The 18,668-nt window shown below is 57.7% G+C and carries 19 protein-coding genes and 1 riboswitch; of the genes, 9 read left to right on the plus strand and 10 right to left on the minus strand.

Going from position 1 to position 18,668, the window contains the following annotated elements:
- Position 1: 1 nt before the first annotated feature.
- Genes KCG46_RS00675 through KCG46_RS00695 form a run of 5 tightly spaced genes read left to right on the plus strand, consistent with a single transcriptional unit; the run spans position 2 to position 2,925 of the window.
- Positions 2–964: a polysaccharide deacetylase family protein gene (locus tag KCG46_RS00675; protein ID WP_218403457.1), complete on the plus strand. Its 963-nt coding sequence runs from the start codon at positions 2–4 to the stop codon at positions 962–964.
- A complete protein-coding gene (locus KCG46_RS00680) occupies positions 961–1,452 on the plus strand; it encodes a hypothetical protein (protein ID WP_218403458.1) in 492 nt (163 codons plus the stop codon). Before KCG46_RS00675 ends, KCG46_RS00680 begins: the two co-directional genes overlap by 4 nt.
- Positions 1,449–2,063 (plus strand): DUF1214 domain-containing protein, encoded by a 615-nt coding sequence (locus KCG46_RS00685; protein ID WP_218403459.1) that lies wholly within the window; start codon positions 1,449–1,451, stop codon positions 2,061–2,063. Before KCG46_RS00680 ends, KCG46_RS00685 begins: the two co-directional genes overlap by 4 nt.
- On the plus strand, positions 2,060–2,542 hold the full coding sequence (locus tag KCG46_RS00690; RefSeq protein ID WP_218403460.1) for a DUF1254 domain-containing protein: 483 nt from the start codon (positions 2,060–2,062) through the stop codon (positions 2,540–2,542). The genes KCG46_RS00685 and KCG46_RS00690 overlap by 4 nt, the downstream gene beginning before the upstream one ends.
- A complete protein-coding gene (locus tag KCG46_RS00695; protein ID WP_218403461.1) occupies positions 2,539–2,925 on the plus strand; it encodes a RidA family protein in 387 nt (128 codons plus the stop codon). Before KCG46_RS00690 ends, KCG46_RS00695 begins: the two co-directional genes overlap by 4 nt.
- Positions 2,926–2,935: 10 nt before the next feature.
- On the opposite strand, the gene KCG46_RS00700 is transcribed toward KCG46_RS00695, so the two are convergent.
- Positions 2,936–3,355 carry a hypothetical protein gene (locus tag KCG46_RS00700; protein WP_218403462.1) on the minus strand — a complete coding sequence of 140 codons (420 nt, stop codon included), beginning with the start codon at positions 3,353–3,355 and terminating at the stop codon, positions 2,936–2,938.
- A gap of 137 nt (positions 3,356–3,492) precedes the next feature.
- On the opposite strand from KCG46_RS00700, the gene KCG46_RS00705 reads away from it, so the two are divergent.
- From KCG46_RS00705 to mmsB, 4 genes are read left to right on the plus strand one after another with little or no spacing between them, the layout of a single operon-like run.
- Positions 3,493–4,638 carry an acyl-CoA dehydrogenase family protein gene (locus KCG46_RS00705; RefSeq protein WP_218403463.1) on the plus strand — a complete coding sequence of 382 codons (1,146 nt, stop codon included), beginning with the start codon at positions 3,493–3,495 and terminating at the stop codon, positions 4,636–4,638.
- A 27-nt stretch (positions 4,639–4,665) separates the two neighbouring features.
- A complete protein-coding gene (locus tag KCG46_RS00710) occupies positions 4,666–5,724 on the plus strand; it encodes an enoyl-CoA hydratase/isomerase family protein (RefSeq protein WP_218403464.1) in 1,059 nt (352 codons plus the stop codon).
- On the plus strand, positions 5,721–6,518 hold the full coding sequence (locus tag KCG46_RS00715; RefSeq protein WP_218403465.1) for an enoyl-CoA hydratase-related protein: 798 nt from the start codon (positions 5,721–5,723) through the stop codon (positions 6,516–6,518). The genes KCG46_RS00710 and KCG46_RS00715 overlap by 4 nt, the downstream gene beginning before the upstream one ends.
- 4 nt (positions 6,519–6,522) lie before the next feature.
- Positions 6,523–7,413 (plus strand): 3-hydroxyisobutyrate dehydrogenase, encoded by an 891-nt coding sequence (mmsB, locus tag KCG46_RS00720; RefSeq protein WP_369410193.1) that lies wholly within the window; start codon positions 6,523–6,525, stop codon positions 7,411–7,413.
- Here the strand turns inward: mmsB and KCG46_RS00725 are convergent.
- From KCG46_RS00725 to metF, 9 genes are all read right to left on the minus strand, one after another.
- The gene (locus KCG46_RS00725) at positions 7,400–8,125 is read right to left on the minus strand and encodes an Nmad3 family putative nucleotide modification protein (protein ID WP_218403467.1); all 726 of its coding nucleotides are present in this window, start codon (positions 8,123–8,125) and stop codon (positions 7,400–7,402) included. The genes mmsB and KCG46_RS00725 overlap by 14 nt on opposite strands.
- A gap of 10 nt (positions 8,126–8,135) precedes the next feature.
- Positions 8,136–9,725: an aminomethyl-transferring glycine dehydrogenase subunit GcvPB gene (gene gcvPB / locus KCG46_RS00730; protein WP_218403468.1), complete on the minus strand. Its 1,590-nt coding sequence runs from the start codon at positions 9,723–9,725 to the stop codon at positions 8,136–8,138.
- Positions 9,722–11,098, minus strand: a complete 1,377-nt coding sequence (gcvPA, locus tag KCG46_RS00735; RefSeq protein ID WP_218403469.1) for an aminomethyl-transferring glycine dehydrogenase subunit GcvPA — start codon at positions 11,096–11,098, stop codon at positions 9,722–9,724. Before gcvPA ends, gcvPB begins: the two co-directional genes overlap by 4 nt.
- Before the next feature lie 90 nt (positions 11,099–11,188).
- Entirely contained in the window at positions 11,189–11,560 is a 372-nt protein-coding gene (gene gcvH, locus KCG46_RS00740) for a glycine cleavage system protein GcvH (RefSeq protein ID WP_218403470.1), read from the minus strand.
- A 5-nt stretch (positions 11,561–11,565) separates the two neighbouring features.
- Positions 11,566–12,681, minus strand: coding sequence for a glycine cleavage system aminomethyltransferase GcvT (gene gcvT / locus KCG46_RS00745; RefSeq protein ID WP_218405206.1), 1,116 nt, complete (start codon positions 12,679–12,681; stop codon positions 11,566–11,568).
- Between the two features lie 188 nt (positions 12,682–12,869).
- Positions 12,870–12,966: riboswitch (glycine riboswitch) on the minus strand.
- Between the two features lie 149 nt (positions 12,967–13,115).
- A complete protein-coding gene (locus KCG46_RS00750; protein ID WP_218403471.1) occupies positions 13,116–14,045 on the minus strand; it encodes a sulfite exporter TauE/SafE family protein in 930 nt (309 codons plus the stop codon).
- 9 nt (positions 14,046–14,054) lie between these two features.
- Positions 14,055–16,685, minus strand: coding sequence for a methionine synthase (gene metH / locus KCG46_RS00755; protein ID WP_218403472.1), 2,631 nt, complete (start codon positions 16,683–16,685; stop codon positions 14,055–14,057).
- A complete protein-coding gene (locus KCG46_RS00760; RefSeq protein ID WP_218403473.1) occupies positions 16,685–17,731 on the minus strand; it encodes a homocysteine S-methyltransferase family protein in 1,047 nt (348 codons plus the stop codon). Before KCG46_RS00760 ends, metH begins: the two co-directional genes overlap by 1 nt.
- A complete protein-coding gene (metF, locus tag KCG46_RS00765) occupies positions 17,728–18,657 on the minus strand; it encodes a methylenetetrahydrofolate reductase (protein ID WP_218403474.1) in 930 nt (309 codons plus the stop codon). Before metF ends, KCG46_RS00760 begins: the two co-directional genes overlap by 4 nt.
- Positions 18,658–18,668 lie beyond the last annotated feature (11 nt).

The following is an 18,668-nucleotide window of genomic DNA, read 5'->3' on the forward strand; positions in this document are numbered from 1 at the left end:
TTTGGCTTTCTTGCGCTCAATATTGGTGCTCTTCGCGGTCTTGCTGCCGGGAGCACTGGCAGCGCAAGAGGCCGCCGAAGCTACACCGGTCAAACGCATCGCGCTCAGCTTTGATGACACGCCTAGGTTTGAAGGCGCGCTGTATTCCGATGATGAACGCTCGATCCGTCTGATCGCGGCTTTGCATGATGGCGATGTCAAACAGGCAGCGTTTTTCCTCAATCCGGGCAAGCTTGCAGAAAAGCCGGGCGGTCATGCGAGGATTGCAGCCTATGTCGCGGCCGGGCATGTGATTGCCAACCATACTTTCTCGCACCCGCAGCTGCGCGATACGGATGCGCAAGCCTATATCAACGATATTGGCAGGGCGGCGAAGTGGCTCGACGGACGCGACGGCAATCGGCCTTGGTTCCGTTTTCCGTTTCTGGATGAAGGCGGGAAAGACAAGGTCAAACGCGATGCAATCCGCACAGCTTTGGATGAGCTCGGCCTGACAAACGGATACGTCACTATCGACGCATCCGACTGGTTCTACGACTCAGAGTTTTCCAAATCGATGCGCGCGGGCAAGTCCGTGAATATAGATGCGATGAAAGAGCTTTTCGTCGAAAGCCATGTGGGCGCAGCGGAGGTCTATGATCGGATCGCAAGGGACACGCTCGGACGCTCTCCGGCGCATGTCATGTTGCTGCACGAAAGCGACCTAACGGTCCTTGCTCTACCCGATCTCATCAAGGCGTTGAAAGCAGATGGCTGGGAATTCATCACCGCTGATGAAGCCTATGCCGACCCGATTGCCAAAGAAATGCCCGATGTGCCCTTCTCGCAAGGCACGCTTACAGAAATGATCGCGTGGGAGCGGGGTATGCCTGCGCCGCGCTGGTATGGTCGCAATGACACACGTATCGCAGGGCTGCTGTTTCGAGAACGCGTCTTGGGGGAAGCCCCCGAACCAGAGGAATGAGAATACGCACTACGCTATGTCTAACGCTTGCGGCAACGCTGTCTGCCTGCGGCGTATCGCCCGATCCGGCAGAACCACAACCGATAGAAACTCCCATTCCTGTCGAGCCGGATGGCGGCATTGGCGACGGGGCCGAACCCATTCCGGAAGTGACGGATGAAACGGATACAGGAGCGGTCATGATCCCCACCCGTTTCCAAGGAGTATGGGATTATGAAGGGGGTACCTGCTCCCCTGAAAGCGATATGCGAATGGAAATATCGGGCGATGAAATTCTATTCTATGAATCCATCGGAACACTAAACGCGGTCTCGATAGATAATGAGGATGCAATCGTAACGCTCGATATGGAGGGCGAAGGCGACACATGGCAGCAATCGACCCGGTTTTCATTGGTCGGAGAGGGTGACGATCTGCGACTGCACACAACAGAAGGCGACCAGCCGAAGCAGGACGACGAATACCCTGCGAAGAAGTGTCCTGAATGAAGAGGGCACTGACCTACCTCGCTTTCGCAATCCTCGGCATAGGGATAGGCGCGTATTCTGCCTTGACGATGGCAGGTTTGCTGCCCGGTGACAGGCGCACCCAAGGACCAATTGAAATCAACAATTGGTACGGCGATTTTGCCATGGGGTCAGAGGATGCCAGCCCCTATTTTCGCGCGCGGATCGCGCGGCACGGGTTGCTCGCTTTGGCGAACACCGAAGCGGTGTATTTTACCCGCACAGTGGACGACAGCGGACAGCCTTTCACGGAAGATTGCATGTACCAGTTGAGCGGCGGCGCAATGCCCGCCCGATGGTGGTCAGTCACGCTATATAACGCGCAAAACTTCCTGCCAGACAATACCGATAGCGCGCTCAGTTTCGATGCCAGCCGCGCAGATATGCAGAGCGATAATGGCTCTGGATGGTCGGCGGTCATTTCGCCTGCCAAGCCGGCCGATGACACAGGTTGGATTTCGAGCAAAGCGTCCGAAGCATTCGACCTGACACTGAGGCTATACGTGCCGAATGATGGCGTTCTGGAAGACCCGGAAGGGATGATTGACGCGCCTTCGGTCAAACGGCTTCAATGTTCAGGAGATGCCTCATGAAGCGGCTCGCCGGTCCGATAGCATGTAGCATTATCCTCGCCCTCGCCACGCATGCGGGAATTGTATATTTCGCGCCGTCTTTCATCATGGACCGCGCCTATACGATGATCGGAGAGCGAGGAACGCCCGTGCATGGGTTTCAACTGGCCCCGCAAATGCGCCCGGATACGCAGAGCGTTGTTCGACCATCTCCCGATCTTGCATATTCGGGATGCCGGTTTGATTTTGGCCAGGCTGCGAACGGCATTCGGGTAAAGATGGCTGCCTATGAGGGGTATTCCAGCCTGTCGTTCTTCGATGCGCAAACCAACAATTTTCGCACCATTCGCGGCAATGGCGAACCGCAGGAAATCACGCTCACTGCGAAAGACGCACCGTCTGCCAAAGGCATTATTCTTATCCGGCGACTGGCCCCGACAGACGCGGACTATGCCCGTGTTATCGAGGCTGCACAAAACGACATCTGCGAGGCACTATGAGACAGCGCGCCACATCCGGCTCTCCGTTCGAAGCGCAATTCGGGTTCTGCCGCGCCGTTCGCGAAGGCGACCGTATTCTTGTCGCGGGAACAGGCCCGATTGAGCCTGACGGGACGACAACGTCTGGCGATGCTGCAGATCAGGCGGCGCGATGTTTTGAGCTAATTATCGCAGCAATAGAAGAGCTTGGCGGGACCGCGAAAGATGTCGTGCGCACCCGCATGCTGCTCACCGATTTTGATGATCAGGCAGCTGTGGGCGCTGTTCATGCACGATACTTCGGAGACGCTAAACCAACGGCAACAATGGCAGGCGTGGCATGGCTATGCAGGGCAGAATGGAAAGTTGAGATAGAGGCCGAGGCGATCGTCAGCGCCCCCTAACTTAGACAGCTTAAGCCGACACCCGAACAAACGGCATATTGACCCGCTCGGCTTCAAGTTTGCTCTCCATCTCGACAATCAAATCGCTTAGGTCATCCATCGCATCCAGATCACTTGCAGGGATCAGTGCGCGCAGCCGCCGATTTGAATCCGCGACAAGGATCGCAGGCAAATCATGCCCGTAATTGGGATAGGCATCAGCGAAATCGTCACGGTGGTGAAACACCGCATCCATCGGCAAGGACTTCAGAAACCGTTTCCACTCCCCGCGCATCGAAACCGGGCCGTAAGTCAGGGCGCAAAGCGAACAGGGATACGAGTCAGGCGCGAACTGTTTATGCGCTGCGTGGAGCAGCATATTCAACACGCCTCCATCGGCATTGTAGACGATCAAAAGCTGGGGTTTTTGCGGTGATTTGTGCCGGGCCATACCGATAGCTACGTCGGAGGAGCCAGTTTGGTTACATCCTTACGAAATATTTTTTGCGGCTTTCTGCATCGTACCAAGTAAAAACCACTGCCCGCCAGCCCTTTTCTCAGCAGCCGAAGACGCCTAGATACTAGCCCATGACAGGACAATTTCAGCTCACCGAAGACCAGCTTGCGATCCAGGAAATGGCGCAGCGTTTCACTGCCGACAACATCACCCCGCATGCCGGAGAATGGGATGAGAAACATATCTTCCCAAAGGATGTGATCAAGCAGACCGCCGAGCTTGGTTTTGGCGCGATCTATGTTTCCGAGGAAAGTGGCGGCATTGGGCTTGGCCGGTTGGAAGCCGCGCTGATCATGGAAGCCATGGCCTATGGCTGCCCGACGACAAGCGCGTTCATCTCGATCCACAATATGGCCGCGTGGATGATCGACACATTCGGCAATGCGGATGTGAAAAAACGGTATCTGGACGATCTGATCAGCATGGAGAAAATCGCCAGCTATTGCCTGACAGAGCCGGGCAGTGGATCGGACGCGGCGGGCCTCAAAGCCAATGCAGTGCTTGATGGAGATCACTATGTTTTGAACGGCACAAAGCAGTTCATTTCCGGCGGCGGTGTAAACGACGTTTATGTAACCATGGTCCGCACAAGCGAACACAAGACCAAAGGCATCACCTGCCTTGTGATCGACAAGGACACACCCGGCGTCAGTTTTGGCGCGCCCGAGAAGAAACTCGGCTGGAACGCCTCGCCCACCGCGCAGGTCATTTTCGAAGACGCGCGCATCCCCGTGGCGAACCGTGTCGGTGATGAAGGCGAAGGCTTCCGCTTTGCGATGATGGGCCTCGACGGCGGACGGCTCAATATCGGCGCATGTTCGCTTGGCGGGGCGCAGCGCTGTCTAGATGAAGCGATCGCCTACACAAAGGATCGTAAACAGTTCGATACGCCGATTGCCGATTTTCAGAACACCCAATTCATGCTCGCCGACATGGCAACCGATCTGGAAAGCGCGCGGGCGCTGCTTTATCTCGCTGCGGCCAAAGTCACCGACAACGCGCCGGATAAATCACGCTTTTCCGCGATGGCGAAACGGCTCGCCACCGACAATGGCAGCAAAGTCGTCAACGATGCGCTGCAATTATTCGGCGGCTACGGCTATCTCAAAGATTACCCGATTGAACGGTTCTGGCGCGATCTGCGCGTGCATTCGATCCTCGAAGGCACCAATCAGGTTATGCGCATGATCGTAGGTCGGGATTTGCTGCGCCAGTAATTGGTGCAGACACAGGAAAGGGGTTTCATGACCCAAGACGTAGTTACACGGATCGACGGAACTGTCGGGCGTATCTCGCTAAACCGGCCTAAGGCGCTCCACGCGCTAACGCTGGATATGTGTCACGCGATGAGCACGGCGCTTAGCGAATGGGCGAATGATGACGCAATCGAAGCCGTTATCATTGATCATGTCGAAGGAAGTCGCGGCTTCTGCGCTGGAGGCGATATCGCTTTCCTGCGGGATTCCGCGCTGAACGATGGCGGCGCATCGGGTCGCAAATTCTTCCATGACGTGTACCAGCTAAACCATCAGCTGTTCACTTTTCCGAAGCCCGTTGTCGCCTTTATGGACGGCATCACGATGGGCGGCGGCGTGGGCATTTCACAGCCCGCCAAGTTCCGCGTCGCGACCGAAAATACGCGCTTTGCCATGCCGGAAACCGGTATCGGCCTGTTCCCCGATGTTGGCGGCGGCTGGTACCTATCGCGGATCGGCGGGCGCTTGGGCCAGTTCCTTGCGCTGACTGGAGCACGGCTCGATGGGTCAGAGGCTCTCTGGACGGGCCTCGCGACGCATTACGTGCCGAGTGAAATGCTCGATGATATCAAGGCCCGCATTGTTGAACGGCCGGGCCGGATCGCAGGGATTTTGTCAGAGCCGGTCGGCACTCCCCCCGAAGCACGGATTGAAAAGAACGCGCTGAAAATCGCTAAGCACTTCGCCTCTGACCGGTATGAGGATATCCTCGCGAGCCTTGAAGGCGCAATTGCTGACGGCGACACATGGGCAGAAAAAGAACGCGACACGCTGGGCACGAAAAGCCCGCAGACATGCAAGGTAGCGCTTCGCCAACTGGCGACGAGCACCGACCTGCCAACTTTCGCTGACAATATGGTGATGGAATACCGCATCGCATCGCGCGTGCTGACGCGGCCCGATTTTGCCGAGGGAGTGCGCGCAGTGATCACAGACAAAACAAACGATCCCAAATGGGATCCGGCAACACCGGCGGAAGTGAGCGACGCGCTGATCGACAGCATTTTCGCACCCCTGCCAGCAGATGAAGAATGGAAGCCTCTATGAGCACCTACGAAACGATCACTGTCGAGAAAAACGCAGGCGGGACCAAGGGCGTTACCTTGATGACGCTCAACCGGCCCAAGGCTTTGAATGCACTCAATTCAGGCATTCTCGCCGATTTGACTGCAGCGTTTGCCGAGTACAGCGAAGACGATACGCAGCTGTGCGCTGTGCTTACAGGATCGGGTGACAAGGCTTTTGCTGCGGGCGCTGACATTAAGGAGATGTCGGAAAAGGCCGCAGCGGATTTCTACCTCGATGATTTCTTCTCGCCGTGGACCAGCGAAATTGTGAAGAAAACCCGCAAGCCGTGGATCGCAGCGGTCAACGGTTTCGCGCTAGGCGGCGGGTGTGAGCTCGCCATGATGGCGGATTTCATCATCGCGTCGGACAACGCCAAGTTCGGTCAGCCTGAAATCAAGCTGGGCGTAGCCCCCGGCATGGGTGGCTCGCAGCGCTTGACCCGCGCGATTGGCAAATCGAAATCGATGGAAATGTGCCTGACGGGCCGGATGATGAGCGCTGACGAAGCAGAGCGCGCCAATCTGGTGGTGCGCGTTGTGCCGCAGGCCGATCTGCTCGCCGATGCGCTCAAAACAGCGGGTACTATCGCTTCAATGCCGCCAATGGCCGCAATCGCTAACAAGGAAATGGTCAACGCCGCGTTTGAAATGACGCTGGATCAGGGCCTGATCATGGAGCGCCGCATTTTCCAGATTCTCACCGCGAGTGAAGACAAAGCGGAAGGCATGGCCGCGTTTATCGAAAAGCGTGAGGGGAATTGGAAAGGCCGCTAAGGCCATCCATTCGGGGAGAGAGAACATGAAAATCGCCTTTATCGGACTTGGTAATATGGGCGGCGGAATGGCTGCTAACCTTGTGAAGGCGGGCCATGATGTGCGCGCTTTTGACCTTAGTCAGGATGCGCTCGACGCCGCGAAGGACGCAGGCTGCGCCACTTTTACCAGCGCGAAAGATGCCGTTGCAAATGCCGAGGCTGTCGTTTCGATGCTGCCAAACGGTGCAATCGTTAGAGGCGTTTATGGCGAGGACGTGATCGGCCTTGCCCCGACCGGCGCCGTGTTCCTTGATTGCTCCACCATCGATGTTGCCACAGCCCGCGATGTGATCTCCTCTGCGACAGAGGCGGGATATGACATGGTCGATGCGCCCGTTTCTGGCGGTATCGCGGCGGCCAATGGTGGCACGCTTACCTTTATGGTCGGCGGCAGCGCCGACGCATTTGCGAGGGCCAAACCTATTCTCGAAGCGATGGGCAAAGCCGTGATCCACGCAGGGGACGCAGGCAACGGCCAAGCGGCGAAAATCTGCAACAATATGCTGCTTGCGATTCATATGGCGGGGACGTGCGAAGCCTTTGCCATGGCAGAAAAGCTCGGCCTTGATCCTCAGACATTCTACGACATTTCGTCCGTCTCTTCAGGGCAAAACTGGTCGATGACGAGTTATTGCCCGGTGCCCGGTGTCGGCCCGCAAAGCCCTTCTGATAATGACTACCAAGGCGGCTTTGCTACCGCATTGATGCTGAAAGATTTGCGGCTCGCGATGGAAGCGGCGGACGCATCTGATAGCGCCGTGCCGATGGGCTCGCGCGCGGCGGCGCTTTATGAAAGCTTCGACGGGGCGGGTAATGGCGGGAAGGACTTCTCCGCCATCATCAAGACCTATTGATTTTCGCGATCTTGGTCTCAAGCCATTCGCGCGGAGCCCTGCGCCGGCCGATATCCGCGACGAATTCTTGACCGCGCGCAACGCTGCGCAATCTGTTGCCGCGCAACCACCGGTCAGCGCGGTCATGGTATGACAACCCGCCGCGTTTGAGCCAATCAGGCCGCTGCCAAAGGCTTGGCGGTCCGCCCGGCACGGATAGCCGCAGCGAGTCACTCGCGCGGTTCGCAGTGCGCCCCTCCCCGCGCCAGATCACATCATTCGCGCTGTGCATCGCCAATGCATGCGGATGGGCAATGTCGATCAAATCAGCCGGAATGCCGTCTGCAAGAGGGATTGTCTCTTCGACGCGCAAATAGCCAAAGATGCGGTGATGTGCCTCGCTAGTCTGCTCCTCGGCAAACAGGCCGAAAAACAGAAACACATCGCCCAGCCCAACGCCCTGCCGTTCAAGATGCGTTTGCGCCGCGCTGTGCTGTCCAAAGACGCAAGTGCCGCCCTCAAGGAACACCGGATCGTGGTGGCACAGATCGCCCGCGCCCAGCTTGCCTTTACTCGCTTTCGCCGCGTGATCGCCCAGCCCCAGATCGCCGTAAGTCGTCGCGCTCGCCGTGCCCGCCGGAATGGGTAGGCTTACAGGATGGCCCTCCAAAATTGGCGAAGGTCCACCGCCAGAAGAACTGTCGAAACCCTTGCGGCTAAAGACGATCTTCACAGGGTGACGATCATCCTACGGGCGCTTCCCATGCCAGCTTCGGCTTGCGCGCGGCGGCAGTCTCATCAAGGCGGCGACGCGGCGCATAATACGGCGCTTGTTTCATCGTCTCGTCACCATCCAGAGCGCGCTGCGCGACCGAACGGAACGCCGTGATGAACTGGTCAATCGATGCCTTGCTCTCCGTCTCTGTCGGCTCGACCAGCATCGCGCCGTGCACGACCAGCGGGAAATACACCGTCATCGGGTGATAGCCTTCGTCGATCAACGCCTTGGCCAGATCCAGCGTCGACAGATCGCCGCCGAAGTCTTTGTCGCCAAACAGAGCCTCGTGCATACACGGGCCGGCGTCCGCGAACGGCGCATGGAGCAGGTCTTCGAGGCTGCGCAGGATATAATTGGCGTTGAGCACCGCATCCTCGGCCACCTGTTTCAGGCCGTCTGCGCCATGGCTGAGCATGTAAGTCAGCGCACGTGTGAACATGCCCATCTGGCCATGGAATGCCGTCATCCGGCCAAAGCTGGAAAGCTCACCGCCGAAGTGCTCGCGGGCAAATTCGTCTGCCTGCTCTTCTTCGATCAGGTGAACCACGCCGTCCTTCGTGCGCGCAGTGTATGGCAGCGGCATATAGGGCGCGAGCGCCTCTGAAAGCACGACTGGGCCGGAACCTGGTCCGCCGCCGCCGTGCGGAGTGGAGAATGTCTTGTGAAGGTTGATGTGCATCGCATCAACGCCGAGATCGCCAGGGCGAACTTTGCCGACGATGGCGTTGAAGTTAGCCCCGTCACAATAAACAAAGCCTCCAGCTTCATGAACCGCATCGCTGATTTCACGCATATCAGGCTCAAACAGACCACAAGTGTTGGGATTGGTGATCATCACCGCTGCCACATCTGGCCCTAAACGCGCCTTAAGCGCCTCGACATCCACTCTGCCTGCTGGTGTCGCGGGGATATTCTCAACCCGGTAGTTGGCAAAGGCAGCAGTCGCAGGATTGGTACCGTGCGCGCTCTCTGGCACAAGCACGACTTCGCGGGCGTTCCCGCGCGCTTCAAGCGCCGCACGAATACATAGGATACCGCAAAGCTCGCCGTGTGCCCCCGCTTTAGGGCTCATCGCGACGCTGTGCATTCCTGTAAGTGTCAGCAACCAGTGCGCCAGCTCGTTCACTACCTCCAGCGCGCCTTGCACTGTTTGCACGGGTTGCAGCGGGTGCACATCGGCAAAGCCTGGTAGGCGCGCCATCTTCTCATTTAAACGCGGATTGTGCTTCATCGTGCACGATCCGAGCGGGAAGAAGCCGAGGTCGATACCGTAATTCTGGCGGCTGAGACGAGTGTAATGACGCACCGTTTCTGGCTCTGTCAGGCCGACCAGACCAATCGGATCAATACGTTCCAACCCGCCAAAGCGAGTGGCCGCACTCGCATCGACTGCTGGCAGATCGACGCCGGTCGTTTCCGCTTTGCCAATCTCAAAAATCAGTGGTTCTTCGAGCATCAATGCACGGTTGCCAGTGGTGGTTTGCGGGCCATTGTGCAGGCCGTCCTCGGCGACTTCCATCTGAGGTTTCCAGCCGGATTTGTTGGGCGCGTTCATTGGGCTGGCTCCTTCACGAGAGCTTCGAGCTCGGTGGCTAGGGTCTCGATGTCGTCTTCGGTTGTCATCTCTGTCACCGCGACAAGCAGTGCATGCTCCAGCGCTTCGACACCTGGATAAAGCCGCCCGAGCGACACACCGCCCAATACGCCGCGATCCGCCATTCCGCGCACGATCTCGCGCGCGGGCTTGCCATCGAGCATCAGGGTGAATTCGTTGAAGAACGCGTTGTTGAGCACTTTCACGCCCGGCACTTTGTCCAGTCGATCTGCAGCCAAACAGGCAAGCCGGTGGTTCTCTGCCGCCAGCTCCCTCATTCCGCGCTCACCCAGCAACGTCATATGGACGCTGAATGCCAGCGCACACAGACCGGAATTGGTGCAGATGTTTGAGGTCGCTTTTTCGCGGCGAATATGTTGCTCGCGCGTGGACAGTGTCAGCACAAAACCGCGCTTGCCCTCTGCATCGGTGGTTTCTCCGCACAACCGGCCCGGCATCTGGCGCACATGTTTCGGATTTCGCACCGCGAAGAGGCCGAGATATGGCCCGCCAAATTGCAAGCCGACGCCGATTGACTGGCCTTCACCCACGACGATATCCGCTCCGAGTTCACCCGGTGATTTGATCGAGCCCAGAGCCACCGGCTCCGTGTTTACGGCAACCAGCAAAGCGCCCTTCGCATGGGCTGCTTCGGCCACTTTGGACAAGTCACTTACCCGGCCAAGAATGTCGGGATATTGCACTACGACGCATGATGTCTCGTCATCGATACGGCTGATCAGCCCTTCAAGGTCCGGCTCGGTCTGGATCGATGGCGCGCTATCGGCGATCTCGTCACCCGTGAACTGCGCCATTGTCTTGACGACTTCTGAATAATGCGGGTGGAGCGCGCCGGACAAAACCGCACGTTTCCGTTTGGTAACGCGGCCAGCCATCGCCACCGCTTCCCAGCACGCCGTCGACCCATCATAAAGCGACGCGTTCGCGACTGCGCAGCCATACAGCTTTGCCACCTGCGTTTGGAATTCAAACAGCATTTGCAGCGTGCCCTGCGCGATTTCGGGCTGATACGGGGTGTAAGCCGTCAGAAATTCGCCGCGCTGGATCACGGTATCGACGCTGGCCGGAACATGATGGCGATAGGCGCCCGCACCAAGGAAGAATGGCGCGTCACCAGCCGCCAAATTCTTGCCCGCGAGCCGTTTCATATGACGCTCAACCGCCATTTCGCTCGCATGCATCGGCAAATCACGGATCGGGCCATCAAGCCGCGCGACTTCAGGCACATCGACAAACAGATCATCTATCGACGACGCGCCGATTTTTGCCAGCATGTCGCTGCGATCGGTGTCAGTTAGAGGGAGGTAACGCATTTGAGAGGTCTCCTAAGCCCGCTTTTTCGACTAACGGGTGCTCCGTAATTCAGCAGCTACGGTCGGCAGGAATGCCGGGATGAGCAAAAATCAAAGATTGTCGACGAAAGCCTTGTAAGCCTTGTCGTCCATCAGGCCTTCGAGCTCGTCACGATCCCCGATGGTCATGCGGAAGAACCAGCCTTCTTCCTCTGGCGAGGAGTTCACGAGTGCAGGTTCATCTTCGAGAGCAGAATTGCCTTCGGTCACTTCGCCGGTGATCGGGGCGTAGACATCGCTGGCCGCTTTCACACTTTCGACAACGGCTGCATCGCCGCCCTTGTCCAACATCGCGCCGACATCAGGCAGTTCAACAAAGACGATATCGCCCAATTGCTCCTGCGCGTAATCAGTGATGCCGACAGTGGCGCTTTCGCCTTCGACATCGATCCATTCATGTTCATCAGTGAAGTAACGCGGCATAGAAATCAGCTCCCTCGGAAATAGCGGTGCGGAACAAAAGGCATAGGTGAAACGGTGGCCGGCAGGCGCTTTTTACGCACCTCGCAGCTCAATTCTGCGCCATCGGCGGCGTGGGCTTGGTCAACGTAAGCCATCGCAATCGGCACGCCGAGCGTGGGCGAGAAACCGCCGCTGGTAACGGTGCCAACTTTGGTATCGCCTGAGTAAACTTCCGCGCCTTCGCGCGCAGGCATTCGGCCTTCGAGTGTGAGGCCAACGCGCGTTTTCGCAGTGCCACCGGCGATCTCGCGCAAAATCCGGTCTGCGCCCAAAAAGCCGCCCTCGGTCCGGCGACGCTTGTTAATGCCGAAAATCAGACCGGCTTCGATCGGGCTAATGTCAGGTGACAGATCATGCCCGTACAATGGCAAGCCAGCCTCCAACCGCAAACTGTCACGCGCCCCAAGGCCGATGGGCTGAACCTCGGGTTCGCTCAGGAGCAGAGTCGCAATTTCTTCTGCAGCGTCAGCAGGTATCGAAATTTCAAACCCGTCCTCACCGGTGTAGCCAGCTCGCGCAATCGTTGCGTTGTGGCCAGCAATCGAAAACTTGCCAAAGCGCATGAATGTGAGATCGGACAGCGAGTATTCGCCGGTCGCATGACGCGCCAGTGCATCAACCGCCTTTGGCCCCTGCAGCGCCAGCAAAGCGTGATCGTCCAGATGGTTGAGTGTAATCTCGTCCGGCAAATGCTCACGCAAATGGCCGATATCATCAAATTTGGTTGCGCCGTTCACGACGAGATAAAGATGCCCCGGCCAGCGCGAAACCATCAGGTCATCCAGAACGCCGCCTTCTTCATCCAGCAGCAGCGAATAACGCTGCCGGCCCAGTTTCAACGTGGAAAGGTCAATCGGCAAGACAGCCTCAACCGCCTCATCCAATCCCTCACCGGACAGCAAAAGCTGCCCCATATGGGAAACATCAAACAGGCCCGCATTCGTGCGCGTCCATTCATGCTCCGCAACAATGCCGCCATGCTCGCCCGTATATTGAATGGGCATTTCATAGCCCGCAAACGGAACCATGCGCGCGCCCTGATCGCGGTGCCACGCATCCAGCGGCAGCTTCTCAGGCGGCATATCGTCTTGTGGTATCTCGTCGCTCAAAATCACTGTTCCCCGAACAAGAATCCAACGCGCCGGACGGCACGCTGTTCCTGCCCCCTCTGTCGGGAAACCTGAGAGCTTCAGTCAAACGAATTGATCCGCCTAACCTTCCCCTTCGGTGGTGATTGCAGCTGACTGCAATCACGCTTTCCAGAGTGCCTATGCCTCGCGCGGTCCGTTTGCCTGAGAGTTTCCGGGGCGGTTGCTCCTTCGGCGCCGTGCTTGATTGCTCAAACCAGTCTCTCCCGCGAAAGACGCCGGAATCACACCCGGCAGGCACGACTCGTTTTGCGGATGCGAAGGCATACGTCAATCGCCGGTTGCGCTGACTCGCAAAAGTTCGGGGAAAGCGTGTAAGATTCGTGCGGAAGGCCGTCAGAATCCTGCTTGGAAACTTAAACAGGCTCTCAGGACTGAGTTATGCCGATCAAATAGAAAGCAGACAGTGCGATCCACAGCCCGCCTGCCGTCTTGAGCTTGCGCGGTCCGAGCCACAACGCGATCGGCCGAGCGAGCAATGCGCCCAACATAGCGCCCGGGGCCGCCAACAGGACAATATCCCACGCTATAATGCCCGCATGCACATTCACCACGGTGCCCGCCACCATGCTGATTGAAGATATAACGCAGGCTGTGCCAACGGCGAGCACCATCGGGAAATGCCGCAAGAACAGATAGAACGCGACCAACTCCCCGATCCCGACAGAGAACAACGCCGTGATGAAGCCGCCCGGGATCGAAAGTCCGGCGAGAACCACAAGGTCCAACCGGCTCAGGTTCCGCCGCTCGGGCGCATCACGGTTCACAGTCCATGTCGCAATGATCAGCGCAAAGCCGAGGGCAATCGAAAATCCTTTATAGGCGAGCAGGATTGTTCGCCCTTCGATTTGGACGAACACTTGGGTGACCAATTGCAAGGGCAATGAGATCGCGAGCACCAACAGGCATGTGATGGCATAATCCCGATACCGCACCGATGCCTCGTTTGAATGTTCAGCCGTTTCTGGCTGATGGAGTAACCGGTCTGTCCAGCGAAGCGCGCCGACACTCATTCCGAAAGCCTGAATGCCCATCGAAATCGCGGTTATCCGGATCGGATCAAGCTGCCAGTCGGACAGGTCGCGCAGCGCATTGAAAACCGGAATGAACACCACTCCGCCGCCCGTGCCGCTGGCATTGGCGATAATTGCGCCAACAACGCCCACAGCAGGTACAAACCAAAGGTAGGCCCATTGGTCGTAATCCTTCGGCACCGACCAGAATGTCAGCGCATAGGCCAGAACCAGCCCGGCGATGCCCAACCATAGAAGCCGGGAAGCGTGCGTTTGGGTGCGCACCGCTGAACTCTAATCGAGGTTGGGCCGTAGCCAGCGCTCGGCCGTTTCCAGATCAACTCCGCGCCGCGTCGCATATTCCTCAAGCTGGTCCCGGCCCACACGTGCCACACCGAAATATTCCGATTCCGGATGGCCAAAGTAAAAGCCGGATACAGCAGCGGTCGGCCACATGGCGAAGCTTTCGGTCAAGGTCAGCCCGACATTCTGCTCCGCTTCGAGCAGTTCGAACAAGATCGGTTTGAGCGAGTGATCCGGGCACGCTGGATAGCCCGGTGCAGGGCGAATTCCGCGATATTGCTCTTTGATCAGCGCTTCGTTGGTGAGCTGTTCACCGGGCGCATAGCCCCATAGATCAACCCGGACATGCTGATGCAGGCGCTCTGCAAAGGCTTCCGCAAAACGGTCAGCCAGAGCCTTTAGGAGGATGTCAGAATAGTCATCCTTGTCCGCCTGAAAGCGCGCAATATGCGGCTCGATCCCGTGGATGCCCACGGCAAAGCCGCCAATCCAGTCTCCATCAGGATCGATAAAATCGGCAAGGCACATATTGGCGCGGTCGCGGCTTTTCTTCACTTGTTGGCGCAGGAATGGCAGCGTCACGTGCTCTTCGCGCCGAACGCGGTGGATGGTCACATCATCGCCATCGCGCGCGCACGGCCACAGGCCCGCAACACCGCGCGCTGTTAGCCATTTCTCGCCAATGATCTGATCCAGCATCGCATTGGCATCATCGAATAACTGGCTGGCGGTTTCCCCCACCACATCATCTGTCAGAATGGCCGGATAATTGCCGTGCAATTCCCATGCGCGGAAGAACGGCGTCCAGTCGATGCACTGGCGTAGATCGGCAAGGTTCCAATCATCATAGACATGCACGCCCGGCTTCAATGGCGGCGCAGGTTTGTCACTGTAAAACGGATCATAATTGTTGGCGCGCGCTTCCTCGATAGAAAGCAACACGCTGGGTGATTTGCCTGCGCGTGCTGCGCGCGTTTTCTCGTATTCGGCAGCGGTTTCTGCTACGAAATCATCGCGCTGTGTGTCCGACAACAGTTTAGAGGCGACACCGACGGCGCGGCTCGCGTCGAGAACGTGGATGACCGGGCCGTCGTAATTCGGATCGATTTTCAGCGCGGTGTGCACCTTGCTGGTGGTCGCCCCGCCGATCAGAAGCGGCATCGTCATTTCAGCGCGCTGCATTTCTTCGGCAACGGTCACCATCTCGTCCAGCGAAGGAGTGATCAGGCCGGATAGCCCAATCATATCGGCGTTCTCTTCTTTGGCCACTTCAAGGATTTTCGGCCACGGCACCATTACGCCAAGGTCGATCACATCATACCCGTTGCACTGCAAAACCACGCCAACGATGTTTTTGCCGATATCGTGCACGTCACCTTTGACCGTAGCCATGATGACCTTGCCTTTGGCCTTGCGCTGCGATTCAGGAAGCAGGTCCTTTTCCGCTTCGATAAAGGGAATGAGGTGCGCGACCGCTTTTTTCATCACGCGCGCGGATTTCACGACCTGCGGCAGGAACATCTTGCCGCTGCCGAACAGGTCGCCGACGACATTCATGCCATCCATAAGCGGGCCTTCGATCACTTCGATAGGCCGCCCGCCATCCTCATCGATCGCGCTGCGCATTTCTTCTGTGTCATCGACGATATGCGCATCGATGCCTTTGACGAGCGCGTGCTCCAGCCGCTTGCGCACTTCCCAGCCGCGCCATTCCTCGGCTGCTTTTTCGTCGGCGACGGATTTGCCTTTGTAGCTTTCGGCAAGGTCGATCAGTCGCTCGGTCGCATCGTCCCGGCGCATCAGGATCACATCCTCGCACGCATCGCGCAATTCGGGATCGATCGTGTCATACACATCAAGCTGGCCGGCATTGACGATGGCCATGTCCAAGCCCGCCGGAATGGCGTGATAAAGGAACACAGAATGCATCGCGCGGCGCACAGTTTCATTGCCGCGGAAGCTGAAAGAGAGGTTGGAAAGGCCGCCGCTTGTTTTGGCGTGCGGGCATTGCGCTTTGATTTCCTGCACCGCTTCGATGAAGTCCAGACCGTAACGGTTGTGTTCTTCGATGCCGGTGGCGACCGCAAAAATGTTGGGATCGAAAATGATGTCTTCAGGCGGAAACCCGATACCGACAAGCAGGTCATAGGCGCGTTTGCAGATTTCGACCTTGCGCTCTTTTGTGTCAGCTTGCCCCACAGTATCGAACGCCATGATCACAACAGCCGCACCGTACGCCATGCATTTGCGTGCGTGCTCCAGGAAAGGCTCCTCGCCTTCCTTCATGCTGATTGAGTTCACAATCGGCTTACCGGAAACGCATTTCAGGCCCGCTTCGATCACGTCCCATTTGGAACTGTCGATCATAACCGGCACGCGGGCAATATCCGGCTCGGCTGCGATCAATTTGAGGAAGGTCGTCATCGCATGCTCGGCGTCGAGCAAGCCTTCGTCCATGTTGACGTCAATCACCTGCGCGCCGTTTTCGACCTGCTGGCGCGCGACCTCGACAGCGGCGGTGTAATCATCCGCCATGATCAGTTTCTTAAACCGGGCAGAGCCGGTCACATTGGTGCGCTCACCGATATTGATGAAGCGCGCGCTGCTCTTTTGCTCTGACATCAGGCCGCCACCACAAACGGCTCAAGTCCGGCGAGGCGCATCGCTGAATTGTCCTCTGGGATTGTGCGCGGCGGCAGGCCTTTTACAGCCTCCGCAATTGCCTTGATGTGCGCAGGCGACGAGCCACAGCATCCGCCAAGGATATTGGCCTGACCGTTCGCGGCCCATAGTTTTACGAGACCCGCTGTGGTTTCGGGCATTTCGTCGTACTCACCCAGTTCGTTGGGTAGGCCCGCATTCGGATATGCCATCAACAAAGTGTCCGCGATCCCGGAAAGCGATTGGATATGCGGGCGCAATTGATCGGCGCCAAAGCTGCAATTGAGGCCGATTGTGATCGGGTTTGCGTGGCGTACAGCGTACCAAAACGCCTCAACCGTGTGGCCGGACAGATTGCGACCGGACAGGTCGGTAAGTGTCATCGAAATCATCACAGGCACTTCGCGGCCAAGGTCATTCTCAAGCTGTTTGACCGCCATAATGCCCGCTTTGGCATTGAGCGTATCAAACACTGTTTCGATCAGGATGAAATCGCATCCGCCTTCGATCAGCGCGGCGGCTTGTTCTTTGTAGACCGCCGTCAGTTCATCAAAGTCGATCTCTCGAAAACCGGGGTCTTCGACATCCGGGCTGAGCGAGAGGGTTTTGTTGGTTGGTCCGATCGCGCCTGCGACAAAGCGGGGTTTGCCGTCTTTTGCTTCATACTCATCGGCCAATGCGCGTGCGATCTTGCCGCTTGCGATGTTGATCGCTGCGACCTGATTTTCGGCAGCATAGTCAGCCTGACTGATCCGGTTGGCCGAGAATGTGTTGGTCGAGACAACATCCGATCCCGCATCCAGATAAGCGCGGGTGATGTCCTTGATCACATCGGGCCGCGTTAACGCGAGAATATCGTTGTTACCCTTCTGATCCGCTTTCAAGCCAAGATCACCAGCGTAATCTTCTTCGGTCAGCTTGCGCTCTTGAATCTGCGTGCCGAATGCTCCGTCAGATATCAAAACGCGTTCGGCGGCAGCAGCGTGAAGACGCGCGCGGGCGCTCATGCCGGGCCTCCAACAGGGCGTTTGCCAAGCATGTGGCAGATCGCATAACTCAGCTCGGCCCGGTTGAGTGTGTAGAAATGGAAATTGCGCTCGCCGCCTGCGTAAAGCTTGCGGCAAAGCTCTGCAGCGATTGTTGCGGAAACCAACTGGCGCGCGGCCGGGCGTTCATCGAGGCCATCAAACAGCCCTTTCATCCAGCCCGGAATCTCTGTGCCGCACATGCCCGACATACGCTGGACCGCGGCAAAGCTCATAACCGGCATAATGCCCGGTACAATTTCCGCATCAATCCCTGCCGCCGCGACATCATCGCGGAAACGGAAGAAGCATTCGGGATCGAAGAAAAACTGAGTGATCGCGCGGTCAGCACCGGCATCAAACTTGGCTTTGAGATTGTCGATATCAGCCTGCGCATCAGGAGAATCTGGATGGACTTCGGGATAGGCCGCGACCGATATTTCAAAGTCCGCGACCTTCTTCAATCCGGCAATAAGATCGGCTGCGTTCGCGTATCCGCCGGGATGCGGCTTGTATTGCTGCGAACCATCCGGCGCATCGCCGCGCAACGCGACAATGTGGCGAATTCCTTCAGCCCAATAATGGCGGGCAACCTCGTCCACTTCTTCCTTTGTCGCGTTGACGCAGGTCAGATGCGCGGCCGCCGGAATTTTTGCCTCGTTCTGAATACGAACAACTTGCTCATGAGTCCGCTCACGCGTTGACCCGCCCGCACCGTAGGTGACCGACACGAAACGCGGGCCCAGCGGTCCGAGAGTCGCGACGCTGTCCCACAATGTCTGCGCCATCTTCTCGTTCTTGGGCGGGAAAAATTCGAAACTGATGTCGATATCGCCGGGGAGATCGGAAAACAGTGGCGCATTCAGGGCCGTTTTCGCTTCCTGAAGCTGGTCGAGTGTTGGGGTCATTGGGGGTGCTC

Origin of the sequence: Erythrobacter crassostreae (assembly GCF_019204045.1) — a bacterium.
Classification (GTDB): Bacteria; Pseudomonadota; Alphaproteobacteria; order Sphingomonadales; family Sphingomonadaceae; genus Erythrobacter; species Erythrobacter crassostreae.